Annotated in this window: 13 protein-coding genes and 1 pseudogene; 2 read left to right on the forward strand and 12 right to left on the reverse strand. The window is 64.5% G+C overall.

What is annotated here, in order from left to right; genetic code table 11:
- Positions 1 to 12 precede the first annotated feature (12 nt).
- Positions 13 to 864, forward strand: coding sequence for a sugar phosphate isomerase/epimerase (locus FJ490_RS23200; RefSeq protein WP_140676621.1), 852 nt, complete (start codon positions 13 to 15; stop codon positions 862 to 864).
- Between the two features lie 220 nt (positions 865 to 1,084).
- Here the strand turns inward: FJ490_RS23200 and phnE (FJ490_RS23205) are convergent, their stop codons facing one another.
- The 11 genes and pseudogenes from phnE (FJ490_RS23205) to phnG form a co-directional block, all read right to left on the reverse strand.
- Positions 1,085 to 2,443 carry a phosphonate ABC transporter, permease protein PhnE gene (gene phnE / locus FJ490_RS23205; RefSeq protein WP_140513797.1) on the reverse strand — a complete coding sequence of 453 codons (1,359 nt, stop codon included), beginning with the start codon at positions 2,441 to 2,443 and terminating at the stop codon, positions 1,085 to 1,087.
- A 2-nt stretch (positions 2,444 to 2,445) separates the two neighbouring features.
- Positions 2,446 to 3,402, reverse strand: a complete 957-nt coding sequence (gene phnE / locus FJ490_RS23210; RefSeq protein WP_140513796.1) for a phosphonate ABC transporter, permease protein PhnE — start codon at positions 3,400 to 3,402, stop codon at positions 2,446 to 2,448.
- 58 nt (positions 3,403 to 3,460) lie between these two features.
- A complete protein-coding gene (gene phnD / locus FJ490_RS23215; protein WP_140500369.1) occupies positions 3,461 to 4,369 on the reverse strand; it encodes a phosphonate ABC transporter substrate-binding protein in 909 nt (302 codons plus the stop codon).
- Between the two features lie 91 nt (positions 4,370 to 4,460).
- Positions 4,461 to 5,309 (reverse strand): phosphonate ABC transporter ATP-binding protein, encoded by an 849-nt coding sequence (gene phnC / locus FJ490_RS23220; RefSeq protein ID WP_140500368.1) that lies wholly within the window; start codon positions 5,307 to 5,309, stop codon positions 4,461 to 4,463.
- Positions 5,310 to 5,568: 259 nt separating this feature from the next.
- Entirely contained in the window at positions 5,569 to 6,186 is a 618-nt protein-coding gene (locus tag FJ490_RS23225) for a DapH/DapD/GlmU-related protein (RefSeq protein ID WP_140500366.1), read from the reverse strand.
- Positions 6,183 to 6,890 (reverse strand): phosphonate C-P lyase system protein PhnL, encoded by a 708-nt coding sequence (gene phnL / locus FJ490_RS23230; protein WP_140729257.1) that lies wholly within the window; start codon positions 6,888 to 6,890, stop codon positions 6,183 to 6,185. The genes FJ490_RS23225 and phnL overlap by 4 nt, the downstream gene beginning before the upstream one ends.
- Positions 6,891 to 6,954: 64 nt before the next feature.
- Complete coding sequence (phnK, locus tag FJ490_RS23235) at positions 6,955 to 7,731, reverse strand: phosphonate C-P lyase system protein PhnK (protein WP_056577906.1); 777 nt, start codon at positions 7,729 to 7,731, stop codon at positions 6,955 to 6,957.
- Positions 7,732 to 7,859: 128 nt separating this feature from the next.
- Positions 7,860 to 8,699 (reverse strand): annotated as a pseudogene (locus tag FJ490_RS23240) (alpha-D-ribose 1-methylphosphonate 5-phosphate C-P-lyase PhnJ); the annotation flags it as partial.
- Positions 8,696 to 9,808, reverse strand: a complete 1,113-nt coding sequence (locus FJ490_RS23245; RefSeq protein WP_140729256.1) for a carbon-phosphorus lyase complex subunit PhnI — start codon at positions 9,806 to 9,808, stop codon at positions 8,696 to 8,698. The pseudogene FJ490_RS23240 and the gene FJ490_RS23245, both read right to left, overlap by 4 nt.
- A 2-nt stretch (positions 9,809 to 9,810) precedes the next feature.
- The gene (gene phnH, locus FJ490_RS23250) at positions 9,811 to 10,422 is read right to left on the reverse strand and encodes a phosphonate C-P lyase system protein PhnH (protein ID WP_140685821.1); all 612 of its coding nucleotides are present in this window, start codon (positions 10,420 to 10,422) and stop codon (positions 9,811 to 9,813) included.
- Positions 10,422 to 10,883, reverse strand: a complete 462-nt coding sequence (gene phnG / locus FJ490_RS23255) for a phosphonate C-P lyase system protein PhnG (protein WP_140729255.1) — start codon at positions 10,881 to 10,883, stop codon at positions 10,422 to 10,424. The genes phnH and phnG overlap by 1 nt, the downstream gene beginning before the upstream one ends.
- A 116-nt stretch (positions 10,884 to 10,999) precedes the next feature.
- On the opposite strand from phnG, the gene phnF reads away from it, so the two are divergent.
- Positions 11,000 to 11,749: a phosphonate metabolism transcriptional regulator PhnF gene (phnF, locus tag FJ490_RS23260; protein ID WP_140500311.1), complete on the forward strand. Its 750-nt coding sequence runs from the start codon at positions 11,000 to 11,002 to the stop codon at positions 11,747 to 11,749.
- Between the two features lie 120 nt (positions 11,750 to 11,869).
- On the opposite strand, the gene FJ490_RS23265 is transcribed toward phnF, so the two are convergent.
- Positions 11,870 to 12,889 (reverse strand): zinc-binding alcohol dehydrogenase family protein, encoded by a 1,020-nt coding sequence (locus tag FJ490_RS23265; protein ID WP_140522564.1) that lies wholly within the window; start codon positions 12,887 to 12,889, stop codon positions 11,870 to 11,872.
- Positions 12,890 to 12,908: the final 19 nt, after the last annotated feature.

Genomic DNA, 12,908 nt, shown 5'->3' on the forward strand with positions numbered 1-12,908 from the left:
GGAGGGGCGTCGATGAAAATCGGCATGTGCATGTTCTTGTGGACGACGGCCGTATCGAAGAAGCACGAGCCATTGCTTCGCGACATCAAGGCCACCGGCTTCGACGGCGTCGAGATACCGATCTTTGCCGGTATGCCGGACGACTACAGAAAACTCGGCGAGCTGCTCGATCGCATAGGGCTTGAACGGACCGCCGTTTCAGCGATGGGCGATCCGGCGATGAACCTGATCTCGGCCGATGCGGCAACGCGCAAGGCCGGTGTCGACTACATGAAATGGGCGATCGATTGCGCAGATGCCCTCGGCGCCAGAACGCTGAGCGGCCCCTTGCATTCGACGCTCGGCGCCTTTTCCGGGTCCGGCCCGACCGCGGCCGAGAAGAAACGCTCCGTCGCCTCGCAGCGCGCCATCGGCGATCATGCCGGCAAGCGGAACGTCACCATCGGGCTCGAGGCGCTCAACCGCTTCGAATGCTATCTCCTCAACACGATGGCCGACCTGTCGGAGCATATCGATGCCATCGACCGGCCGCACATCAAGGCGATGTACGACACCTTCCACGCCAATATCGAGGAGGCAGACCCGATCGGCGCCTATACGAAGCATCGCAGGAATGTCGTGCATATCCATATATCGGAGAACGATCGCGGCGTGCCGGGGCGCGGCAACATCCCCTGGAAGGAAACATTCTCGGCCATCCGCAAGAGCGGCTACGACGACTGGCTGACGATCGAGGCGTTTGGACGTTCGCTGAAGGATCTCGCGGCGGCGACCAAGGTGTGGCGCGATTTTTCCGAGAGCCCGGAAGCGGTTTATCGGGATGGATATAAGCATATCAAGAACGGGTGGAAGAAGGCCGCCTAGGTGCCTTGGTCGGGCGATAGTGACGCGAACAAGACCTGCGTCGGCGACCTTTGGCGGATAGAAAGAAGCCTCGGCCTAGGGCGACAGGCGTCAGCCAGGACGGCCTGGCGCCATTCCTCTCCCCCGTCGATCGGGGGAGAGGTGTCGAGCGCAGCTCGACGGAGTGGGGGTCGATCCTTGGCGCGGCACCATACGATGCCCGTGCTTATGCGTCACAAGGTTAGCCCTGCTCGGCCTGCAACCTGTTGTAGTCGTGAATCGTCCGGCTCAGCCTGCGGCGCAGGAAATTGGAAATGTTGTCGAAGATGAAGACCACGACCAGCGTCAGCAGCACCATGTAGAAGACGTTGGCCCAGTTCGAATTGGTGCGCATCGCTTCCCACAGTTTCAGACCGATGCCGCCGGCGCCGACGGCGCCAATAATGGTTGCGCCCCTGGTGTTGGATTCCCACTGATAGAGCGTCTGGCTGATGAACACCGGCACCACTTCCGGCAGTACGCCGTAGCGCTGCACCAGAAGACGGTTGGCGCCTGTCGACACAACACCTTCGCGCGGCTTGTCATCGATGTTCTCCAGCGCCTCGGAATAGGTTTTGCCGAGCGTGCCGATCTCGGTGAAGAAGATCGCGGCGCTGCCGGCCAGCGGACCCGGTCCGAAGGCGCGCGTGAAGAACAGTGCCCAGATCAGCATATCGATGGAGCGCATGAAGTCGAAGAAGCGCTTGAGCAGCTGGTTTACCAGCCGGTTGGGGGTGATGTTGCGGGCGGCGAAGAAGGCGAGCGGGAAGGCGACGATGCCGCCGAGCGCGGTGCCGAGAAAGGCCATGACGATGGTCTGCAACAGCTTTGTCCAGACATCGCCATGCTGCCACTGCGCATTGTTCCAGATGTTGTTGCCGGCGAGCGCCAGATTGGAGGTGCCCGCTTTCAGCTCGGGGCCCGACGTGATCAGTGACACCACCTCGCCGGCGGATTTTCCGAAGAAGGGCGAGCGTGTGTCGAAGACGAAGTTCGCCCAGCCGAGAAAGCGCTTGCGGATCCTGACGCGATCGGGGGCGACGCGGACCTCGCCGGCGAAGCCCATGTCGGCGACGACCTCATCCTCATGCACGGTGACCCAGTCGGGAACAGGTCCCGAGACCAGCGGCTTGCCGCTGTCCAGCGCCACCGCCACGCTCGTCCCAGCGGCGACGATCGTTGCTCGTGCCTTGTCGAAGGTGACCGACTTCGCCGTGCCGTCGATCAGGACCGTCACCGAACCGTCGGCGTTGGTCTTGACCCAATCCGGGTGGGGATTGGGGCCGAGTACAGAAAAGCGGGGGTATTTGGCCGTTATCTGCGGCTCGTCGAGGCGGAAGATCGGCTGCACGTCGTAACTGATCCACTGGGTCAGGAACAGCGGCAGCCGCTCCCAATGCGATTCCCGCAGCACTTGCGGCAGATTGAAGAACCACAGCGCGTAGAGCAGGTAGAGCAAGATGCCGCCAAGCAGCAGCAGCGGCCCGAAACGCTTGTGGAACGGCCGGCGGAACACTTGCGGGAAGCGTTCCTCGATCGACTGGATTTCGGCGGCGGTCATGATCAGGCGCTCATCACAAAGGCCTGTTCGCCGACCAGCTTGCGGCGCAGCCAGGCGGAGAACTGGTCGACGATGAAGATGGTCGTGAACAGGAGCAGCACCAAGGCTATCGTCTTGGCGCCGAAGCCGCGCGAGATCGACAGCTTCAGCTCCTCGCCGATGCCGCCGCCGCCGACCGCGCCCATGATGGTGGAGATGCGCACGTTGATCTCGATCCTGAGCAGCGTATAGGACATGAAATTGGGCAGCACCTGCGGCAGGCCGGCAAAGCGTACCCGTTCGAACCAGTTGGCGCCGACGGCCCGCAGGCCTTCCTCGGCGCGCATGTCGATGTTCTCGTTGATCTCATAGAACAGCTTGCCCAACGCGCCGATCGAATGCAGACCGATGGCGATGATGGCGGCGATCGGACCTATCGAGACGATGGCCGCGAACAGGCCGGCGATGACGATCTCGGGAAAAGCCCGCAGCAGTTCCATGAAGCGCTTGACGACAAGCCGCAGCAGCGGATGCGGCGTCAGGTTGCGCGCCGCGATGAAGGAGAACGGCACGGCGAAGACGAAACCGATAAATGTCGAGACCAGCGCCACGTTAAGCGTGGTCAGCATCAGCTCGAAATATTCGGGGATGTAGAAGCCGCCCCAGACATAGGCGCGGCCGAGCGGAAAGTTGAATTCCTGCGTGCCGGTGTCATGCGGGGAGGCGATGTCGAACAGCGCCCGCCAGACATCGTTCCAGTCCTTGGGAACGAGCCAGCTCAGGAAATCCAGTATGTGCGGAAGCCGGTCGAAGAAGTGTCCGGCATTGGCATCGTCGGCGAACCACATGGTGCCGCCGAGTGCGACCAACAGCAGGCCGACGCCGATGGCGGTGTAGAGCCGGCGCAAGGAGGTCTGGCGACGCCAGGCGTCGGCCATCTGGTGCGTGGCGCCGGAAGGAGCTGTCAGGGAAAGGGTCATGGTCGGAGATGCAAGAAGGGCGGCGTTTTCTCGACGCCGCCCTTCCTGACTTCTGCCTTTAGCCGCCGATGGCTGCCTTACGGGCTTCGACGATGACGTTATAGAAATCCGCCTTCACCGGAACGTAGCCGGTAAAATCACCGCCTTCGACGCCTTCGAAGCAAGCCTTGTCCTTCTTGGGCAGGTCGGTGAAGAAGGCCGCCAGCTTGGCCGTCATCTCGTCGCCGAGCGCCGTGCGCACGACCAGCGGACCGTTCGGGATCAGGCCCGAGCGCCAGACCTCGACGAAGTCGTTGGGGTCGACGGCGCCCTTGGCGACTTCCTTGTGGAAGGTGCCGGAGGTGTAGCCGTCCTTGAAGTCGCCGATGCCGGAGGAATCGTCCACGGCCACGTCGACCTTGCCGTCTCGCACGGCGAGCACATTGTTCTCATGGCCGCCATTGAACTGGGTCGAGGCGAAGAAGGTCTCGTTCGACGCGCCCGTGTCCTTCGGAATCTGCGTCAGCGGGATCAGGTAGCCGGAGGTCGAATCCGGATCGGCGTAACCGAGCTTCTTGCCCTTGGCCGACTTGATGTCGGTGATGCCGGAGGACTTCAGCGCCAGGCCGATCGAATAGTAGCCGGTCGCGCCGTCGGTCTGCTGGGTGGTGAGGATCGGGGTTACCGCCTTGGGATCCTTGAGGACGACGCTGGCATAGCCGGAAGCGCCGAGTTCGGCAAAGTCGAGCGTGCCGCCGAGCAGGCCCTGGATGACGCCGTCATAGTCGGCGGCCGGGAACAGCGAGACCTTCTCGAAGCCGAATTCAGCCTTCAGGTGATCGGCCAGGCACTGGTAGTTGCGCAGCCGGTCGGTTTCGTTCTCGCCGCCGAGGATGCCGACGCGGAATTCCTTCATATCGGCGGCATGCGCCGCGCCGGTGGCCATTGCAAGCACCGAAACGGCGCTGAAAACCATTTTCCTGAACATCTGATTTCTCTCCTGTAGGTTCCGGCCCCGCGCCGGCGGCGTTGGTGATTTTGACGGGTGCCCTGACGCGGGCTGGCGATCCAGGTCGCTCTCAGTAACCCGGGAATGCGGGTTCGAGCGGTCCGGCGGATGCGGCGATCTTTTGCTTGAAGGCAACGCTGGTCGAGGTGATGGCCTCGGATATCTCGCCGCCATTGCTGTCGGCGCCATAGACGAGACGGACGGCCTCGCGGTTAAGCTCCTCCGGCGGCCCGTCGAACACGACCTTGCCCGCGGCCATGCCGATGATGCGGTTGCAATAGGTGCGGGCGGTGTCCAGCGTGTGCAGGTTGGTGACCACGGTGATGCCCTCGCGCAAATTGATGTCCTGCAGCGAATCCATCACCACCTTGGCATTGAGCGGGTCGAGCGAAGCGATCGGCTCGTCGGCCAGGATCACCCGGGGCTGCTGCATCATGGCGCGGGCAATGGCGACACGCTGCTGCTGGCCGCCCGACAAGGTGCCTGCGGGCTGCAGCGCGGTACGGGCGATATCGAGCCGCTCGAGGGCGGCGACCGCCTGCGCACACTCGGTCCGCGAGAACATGCCGAAAAGGTTCGACAGGGTCGGACGATGGTTCAGCCGGCCGAGCAGCACATTGGTCAGCACGTCGAGGCGCGGCACAAGGTTGAATTGCTGGAAGATCATGGCGCAGTCGCGCTGCCAGCGCCTGAGCGGCGAACCGCGCAATTGCGAGACCTCGGCTCCGTCGAAGAAAATCGATCCATGGCTGGGATCGATGAGGCGGTTGATCATACGCAGAAGGGTCGACTTGCCGGCGCCGGAACGGCCGATGACGCCGACCATCTGACCCTGCGGGATCGAGATGCTGACATCGTTAACGGCGGTGTTCTTGCCAAATCGTCGGGTGACGCCGCGGATTTCGAGCGTGGCTGACATGGTGCGTTCCCGTCCAGTCGCGGTTGAAGGTCCTGTTGACCCTCGCTAGCGCAGCGCCATGAACCTGCGGTGTCGGATTGATGTCAGTTTTGTTACCACCCACAGCCGTGTCGTGCGCGATCAGGCCAGGACCATCAGTTCCTCGAAATGCTCCATGTCCCTGAAGCTGCGGAAGGCAGGCGGCTCGAGAAGACAGCCCCCTGCCCGAACTCTATGTAAGGGATGCGAATAGTGAGCAGCCCTATTCCATTCACCACCGTCATCCACCGTATTTTTCCAGGAAAGCTTCGGCCTCGAGCTGACGGAAATCGTCGAGTGCGGCGCGCAGCCTCGCATGGTCCCAATCCCACCAGGCAAGCGCCTGGTAGCGCTCGGCGGTGCGGCGGTCGAAGCGCTCGCGGATCGGCTTTGCCGGCACGCCGGCGACGATGGTGTAGGGAGCGACATCCTTCGATACCACCGCTCCGGCGCCGACGGCGGCGCCATCGCCGACGGTGATGCCGGGCAGGACTGTCGAGCCATGGCCAAGCCATGTGTCGTGGCCGATTGTGACGCGCCTGGCGCGGCGCTCAGCGAAAAATTCGCTCTCGTGTTCGGCATCGTCCCAATAGTCCGATGCGCGGTAGGTGAAGTGGTGCAGCGTCGGTCGCCAGGTCGGGTGGTTGGTGGCGTTGATGCGCACGCTTGCCGCGATGTTGGAGAATTTGCCGATCGTCGCACACCAGACGGCGCAGTCCTGCATCATGTAGGAATAGTCGCCGAGTTCGCTTTCCGAAACCCGACAGCGGTCGGCGATTTCGGTCCACCGGCCAAGCGTCGAATTCTCCACGTCCGCCGTCGGGTGGACCAGCGGCGTCTCCGACAATTTCCTGCTCATGCGGCGAGCTTTCCCGGGGCGAAGGCGGTGACGTCGATGATGCGGTCGGCCACCGCTTCGCGCACATCATAGTCGTGGAAGATGCCGAGCAGGGCGACGCCTGCCGCCTTCTTGGCGGCGATGAGTTCGATCACCACCTCGCGGTTCCTGGCATCGAGCGAAGCTGTCGGCTCGTCGAGCAGCAGGATCGGGTGCCCGGTGATGAAGCCGCGCGCGATGTTGACGCGCTGCTGCTCGCCGCCGGAGAAGGTCGCCGGCGGCAATGCCCAGAGTTTTTCCGGCAGATTAAGCTGCGCCAGCAGGGCGCGCGCCTTGCTTCTTGCTGCTTCGCGATCCTCGCCGCGCTCTACGAGCGGCTCAGCGACGACGTCGAGCGCCGATACGCGGGGCACGGTGCGCAGGAACTGGCTGACATAGCCGATGGTCTGGCGGCGCACGGCAAGCACGGTGCGCGGGCTGGCGCTGGCGAGATCGATGAGCCCGTCTTCGTGCGTGACGATGATCTGGCCTTCGTCGACGGCGTAATTGCCGTAGAGCATCTTCAGGATCGAGCTCTTGCCGGCCCCGGACGGGCCGCCGAGCACGGTGCATTCACCGGCGCGGATCGAGAAGGAGACACCGGCGACGACAGGCAGTTTGATGCCGTCGCGCAGATGCATGGTGAAGCTCTTGGCGAGATCGGAGACAACGAGAGGCGTCGGCATCAGAAGGTACTCCAATCGTTATTCGTTTGCGGGCAGGACAGAGGGGGGTGACTTGGCGCCATCGTCAAACCTGCAGAATCGAGGAAACAAGCAATTGCGTGTACGGCGCGCGCGGGTCGTCGAGCACACGGTCGGTGAGGCCGCTTTCGACGACGCGGCCGTCTTTCATCACCATCATGCGCTGGGACAAAAGCCGCGCCACCGCGAGGTCGTGGGTGACGACGATGGCGGCGAGGCCGAGATCGGTGACGAGGCCGCGCAAGAGATCGAGCAGGCGCGCCTGCACCGAGACGTCGAGGCCGCCTGTCGGTTCATCCATGAACACCAGCCGCGGGCCGGTGACGAGGTTGCGGGCAATCTGCAGGCGCTGGCGCATGCCGCCGGAAAAGGCGCGCGGCTCGTCGTCGATGCGGTCTTCCTCGATCTCGACGCGCGACAGCCAGTCGACGGCGGTGGCGCGGATCTTGCCGTAGTGGCGGTCGCCCACCGCCATCAGCCGCTCGCCGACATTGGCACCGGCCGACACCGTCATGCGCAGGCCGTCGGCCGGATTCTGGTGGACAAAGCCCCAGTCGGTGCGCATCAGGAAGCGGCGCTCGGCCTCGCTCATGCGGTAGAGTTCGCGGAACTGGCCGTCGCGCATGCGGTAGCTGGCGGTGCCGGATGAGGGCAGCAGCCGCGTCGACAGGCAGTTGAGCAATGTCGTCTTGCCGGAGCCGGATTCGCCCACGACAGCCAGGACTTCGCCCGGCCACAGATCGAAGGTGACGTTGTCGCAGCCGACGCGCGAGCCGTAGAATTTCGAGAGCGCCGAAACGCGTAGCAAGGGTTCGTCGGTCATTGTATCTCCTTACCCTCCCCCTTGTGGGGAGGGTCGGCGCGCAGCGCCGGGGTGGGGGCTGCCGATGGGTCGCTACCCCCACCCGCGCCTTCGGCGCGACCTCCCCACAAGGGGGAGGTAGGGGTGCTGCGCCGCTTCTCGCAGTGGTCGGTGTCGGAGCAGACGAACATGTGGCCGCCGTGATCATCGAGGATGACCTCGTCGAGATAAACGTTCTCGGCGCCGCACAACGCGCAGGGCTGGTCGAAGGTCTGCACCTCGAACGGATGATCCTCGAAGTCGAGGCTGACCACATCAGTAAAGGGGGGCAGCGCGTAGATGCGCTTCTCGCGGCCGGCGCCGAACAGCTGCAAAGCCGGCGAGCGGTGCATCTTGGGATTGTCGAATTTCGGCGTCGGAGACGGGTCCATCACATAGCGGCCCTCGACCTTCACCGGATAGGCATAGGTGGTGGCGATGCGGCCGTGCTTGGCGATGTCCTCATAGAGCTTCACATGCATGAGGCCGTATTCCTCCAGCGCATGCATTTTGCGCGTTTCGGTCTCGCGTGGCTCGAGAAAGCGCAGGGGCTCGGGGATCGGTACCTGGTAGACCAGCACCTGGCCTGCGGCGAGTGGATATTCGGGAATGCGGTGGCGGGTCTGGATGATGCTGGCGCTGGCGGTATCGGTCGTAACCGCCACATTGGCGACCTTCTTGAAAAAGGCGCGGATCGAGACCGCATTGGTGGTGTCGTCGGCGCCCTGGTCGATGACCTTCAGCACATCGTCGGGGCCGATGATCGAAGCGGTAACCTGGACGCCGCCGGTGCCCCAGCCATAGGGCATCGGCATTTCGCGCGAGGCGAACGGCACCTGATAGCCGGGAATGGCGATGCCCTTGAGGATCGCGCGGCGGATCATCCGCTTGGTCTGTTCGTCGAGATAAGCGAAGTTGTAGCTGGCGATGTCGGTCGGTTGCGCGCTCATTCCGCGGCCTCTTTCTTCTCTTCAATCTTGCCGGGATTTTCGCGGGCGTCGTACTCGGCGCGCATGCGGCGCACGAGGTCGAGTTCGGCCTGGAAGTCGACATAATGCGGCAGCTTCAGATGTTCGACGAAGCCGGTCGCCTGGACGTTGTCGGAGTGCGAGATGACGAATTCCTCGTCCTGGGCGGCGGCGACAATGTCCTCGCCGAGTTCGCTTGCACGAAGAGCGCGGTCGCAGAGTGCCATGGCCATCGCCTTGCGCTCGCTCTGGCCGAAGACCAGCCCGTAGCCGCGTGTGAATTGCGGTGGCGCCTTGGCCGAGCCCTTGAACTGATTGACCATCTGGCATTCGGTAACGCGCGCGGTACCGAGCGGCACCGCGAAAGGCAGTTCGGGCACGTCGAGCTCCAGCTCGACCTCGCCGATGCGGATCTCGCCGACGAAGGGATGGTTGCGGGCATAGCCGCGCTGCGTGGAATAGCCGAGCGCCAGCAGGAAGCCCTCGTCGCCGCGCGACAGCGCCTGCAGGCGGATGTCGCGAGCCATCGGGAACTCCTGCGGCTCGCGGGTGATGTCGCCGGGGACATGGTCCTGCGGCATGTCTCCGTCCGGCTCGATCAGCCCATCGCGAGCGAGGATCGCCGAGACGCGCGGCATTGCCTGCGCTTCCGTCTCGCGCCGCAAGGGCGCGGCGACATCGGCGCCGGCGGCAAGCTCGGGATCGAGCAGCCGGTGCGTGTAGTCGAAGGTGGGCCCAAGCAACTGGCCGCCGGGCAGGTCCTTGTAGGTCGCCGAAACGCGGCGTTCGACCAGCATGGTGGCGGTGTCGATGGCATTTGTATAGCCAAAGCGCGGCAGCGTGGTGCGGTAGGCCCGCACCAGGAAGATCGCCTCGATCATGTCGCCGCGCGCCTGCACGATAGCGAGTGCGGCGAGTTCGCGATCGTAAAGCGAGCCTTCGCTCATCACCCGGTCGACGCCGAGCGCCAGCTGTTCGACGATCTGGTCGAGGCGCAGTGCCGGTACCGAGCGGTCACCGCGCCGACGGTCAGCGAGCAGGCTGTGGGCGTTGGCGATCGCGGCTTCGCCGCCTTTTACCGCAACATACATCGCTAGGCCTCCGTCGTCTTGATGCGTGTCGTACGCGGCAGGCAGGCGAGGCTGTCATGTGCCGCCAGGATGATGTCGACGCCGCGCGGAAAGCGGTTGATGTTCTGCTTCCACTGCTCGATGAAATGACGCGGCATGCGGGCCGGCGCGATCGTCGCCGTCTTCTCGATGCCAGGACCTTCGAGCAGCAGCGGCGTGCCTGACGTGAGATCGCCGACCTGCAGGATCAATGTTGTCGAGCGGTCGGGATAGTCCTGCGTGCCTTGCGAGAAACCGTCGAGTGCCATCATCTCGGCCGGCGAGGCCACAAAGGCGAAATGCGCGTCGGCCGGGGTGTTGGCCAGCGGCGCGCCGCTGTGAAAGCCGAGCCAGGACATGACCGCTGCCGAGGCGTGCAGGGCCGGGTCCAGCCAGAGCGGCGTGTCGTTGTCGCACAATGCCAGCGCAACCGCGCCCGATATCGCCGAAAGCGGCGCCGGCGGGCGGGCCAGGGCCGGCAAGGATTGCACGCTGCCCGGCCGCGCCATTGCGTCCATGACGGCGCGAAACACCGTCTGGGCGTTGAACACCGGATCGGCGAACCCGCCCTCGATCGATTGCGCTGCGATATCCATCAATCTTCTCCGCGAACCATGGTGAAGAAATCCACCTTTGTTGCCGCCGTTTCGGCGCGGCGCTTTTCTCGTGCCGTGGTCAAGGCAGCCCGCAGCGGCCCGAGAAGGCCCGTTTCGACCGTCTGTCGATGAGCGGGGTCCTGCCACAGCGCGTCCGCGATGGCCGCCAGCTTCGCCTTCTGCTTGTCGCGGCCGAGCGCATAGCAATGGCCGACCTGTCCGGACGTCAGGCGCACGGTGGCACGGGTCACGGTAGCCTCGCCGACATTGAACGGCGCGCCGCCGCCGCCGATGCGGCCGCGCATGGTAACCAGGCCGGTCTCGGGACCGCGCAGCAGTTCGGCCTCGGCAGGCAGGCCGGATTCGTTCCAGAGGCGAACGATGTCGTCGCCGCTGGACTGCGCCAGGGTTGCCATGGCCGCCTTGCGTTCGGCCTGGTCGCGCGCTTCCTGTCCTCGCATCAGCAACATCCTTGCTTCTAATTTGTCTATTGATATAGACAACCATACGAATTATATCCATTACCTAACGCGAGTCCATGACGGGTGCGTGACAGGGGCCGGCCAGGGGCGAAACCGTGAACGGAAAACACGTGGCTGACGGTATCGAGCGGCGCAGCGGCGTCTCGTTGTGGCGCCAGATCGCCGACCGAATCCTGCAATCGATCGCTGCCGGCGATTTTGCCGAGAATGCCGCGCTGCCGCCGGAGGTGGCGCTGGCCGAGCGCTATGGCGTCAACCGTCACACGGTGCGCAGCGCCATCGCGGCGCTCGTGCAAGACGGGGTACTGCGGGCCGAGCAGGGGCGCGGCACTTTCGTGCTGTCGCGCAAGCGGCTGTCCTATCCGATCGGCGCGCGCACGCGATTTTCAACCGGCTTGCAGGGCCAGGCGTCGGAGCGGCATATCGTGCTGCTGGCCTCATCGGTCGAGCCCGCCAGCCGGCGCGTCGCCGAAGCCCTGGGCGTTGCCAGGGGATCGGATGTGATTCGCCTGGAGACGCGCGGCGAGGCCGATGGGAAGCCGGTGTCGCGCGCTTCCGGCTGGTTCGACGCCAGGCGCTTCGCCGGCATCGATGTGGCCATGGCCGAGACCGGGTCGATCACCGCATCGCTCAAGCGTTTCGGCATAGACGATTATCTCAGGCAATCGACGGTGCTGTCGGCGCGTCACGCCGATGCTTCCGACCTTGCCGACCTCGATCTGCAGCCGGGCGGCATCGTGCTGGTCACGATGGCCGTCAACATGACGACGGACGGCCGGCCGATCCAATTCGCCGAGGCGCGCTTCCCGGCGGAGCGGGTGGAGCTGAAACTGTCGGCGCTGTAGGGCCTGTCGGCCTTATACTAACGCTGGTACCAGACCAGCTCGGTTGTCAGCGGCTTGGCGGTTTGGGGGTCGCCCTGCGCGGGGCGTGGTCAATACGGGCCGGGTTCACGATCTGCCAGCTTATGCCCCCACCTCGATCACGGCCTTGATCAGGCCGGATTTCTCATGCGCCCAGCGGGCGAGATCACGTGGCGTGTCGGCAAGCGTGGTGCGGTGGGTGACGAGCTTGGCCAGCGGCACGGCGCCATCGCGGATCGAAGCGGCGACGTGGTCAAAGTCGGCCCTCAAGGCATTGCGGCTGCCGACAAGCGTCATCTCGCGCTTGTGGAACTCGGGGTCGGAAAAGGCGATGTCGTCCTTCACGACGCTGACCAGCACCAATGTCCCGCCATGCGCGACATGAGCGAAGGCCGACTGCACCGAGCCGGTGTTCCCGGTGGCGTCGAAGACCACGTCGAAGCCTTCGCCTGATGTCGCTTCGCTGACCAGATCGGATGCCGCGCCGCGCGACCCGTCGAGGGTCTTGAAGCCGAGTTCATTGGCGGCGAAGCCGAGCCTTTCGCTGCTCATGTCGAGCAGCGTCACGTCGAGCCCGGCGATGCGGGCGAAGATGGCGGTGCCGAGCCCGATCGGTCCGGCGCCGATGACGAGCGTCCGTGCGCCGGGATCGGCACGCGAGCGCCGCACCGCATGGGCGCCGATGGCCAGGAACTCGACGGCCGCGGCATCGGCCAACGACAGGCCGTTGGCTGGATAGAGGTTTTGTTCCGGGATAAGGATCTGTTCGCACATGGCGCCGTCGCGATGCACGCCGAGCACTTCGATCCGGACACAGCAATTGGGTTTACCGTGCCGGCAGGCGATGCATTTGCCGCACGCCAGATAGGGATTGATGATGACCGGCTCGCCCGTGGCAAGACCAACGCCTTCGCCCGCCTCGACGATGGTCCCCGACACTTCATGGCCCATGATGCGGGGGTAGGCGAGGAAGGGATGCTTGCCCTCGAAGATGTGGTAGTCGGTGCCGCAGATGCCGACATGGCTGACCGCCACCAGCGCCCAGCCGGGAGGCGGCGAGCCAGCCGCGGGACGGTCTTCCACGACAAGGTCGCCGGGCGAACGGCAGACAACGGCTTTCATGCTTCAATCCAGTCGGTTC

Origin of the sequence: Mesorhizobium sp. B2-5-11, assembly GCF_006440835.1 — a bacterium.
GTDB lineage: Bacteria > Pseudomonadota > Alphaproteobacteria > Rhizobiales > Rhizobiaceae > Mesorhizobium.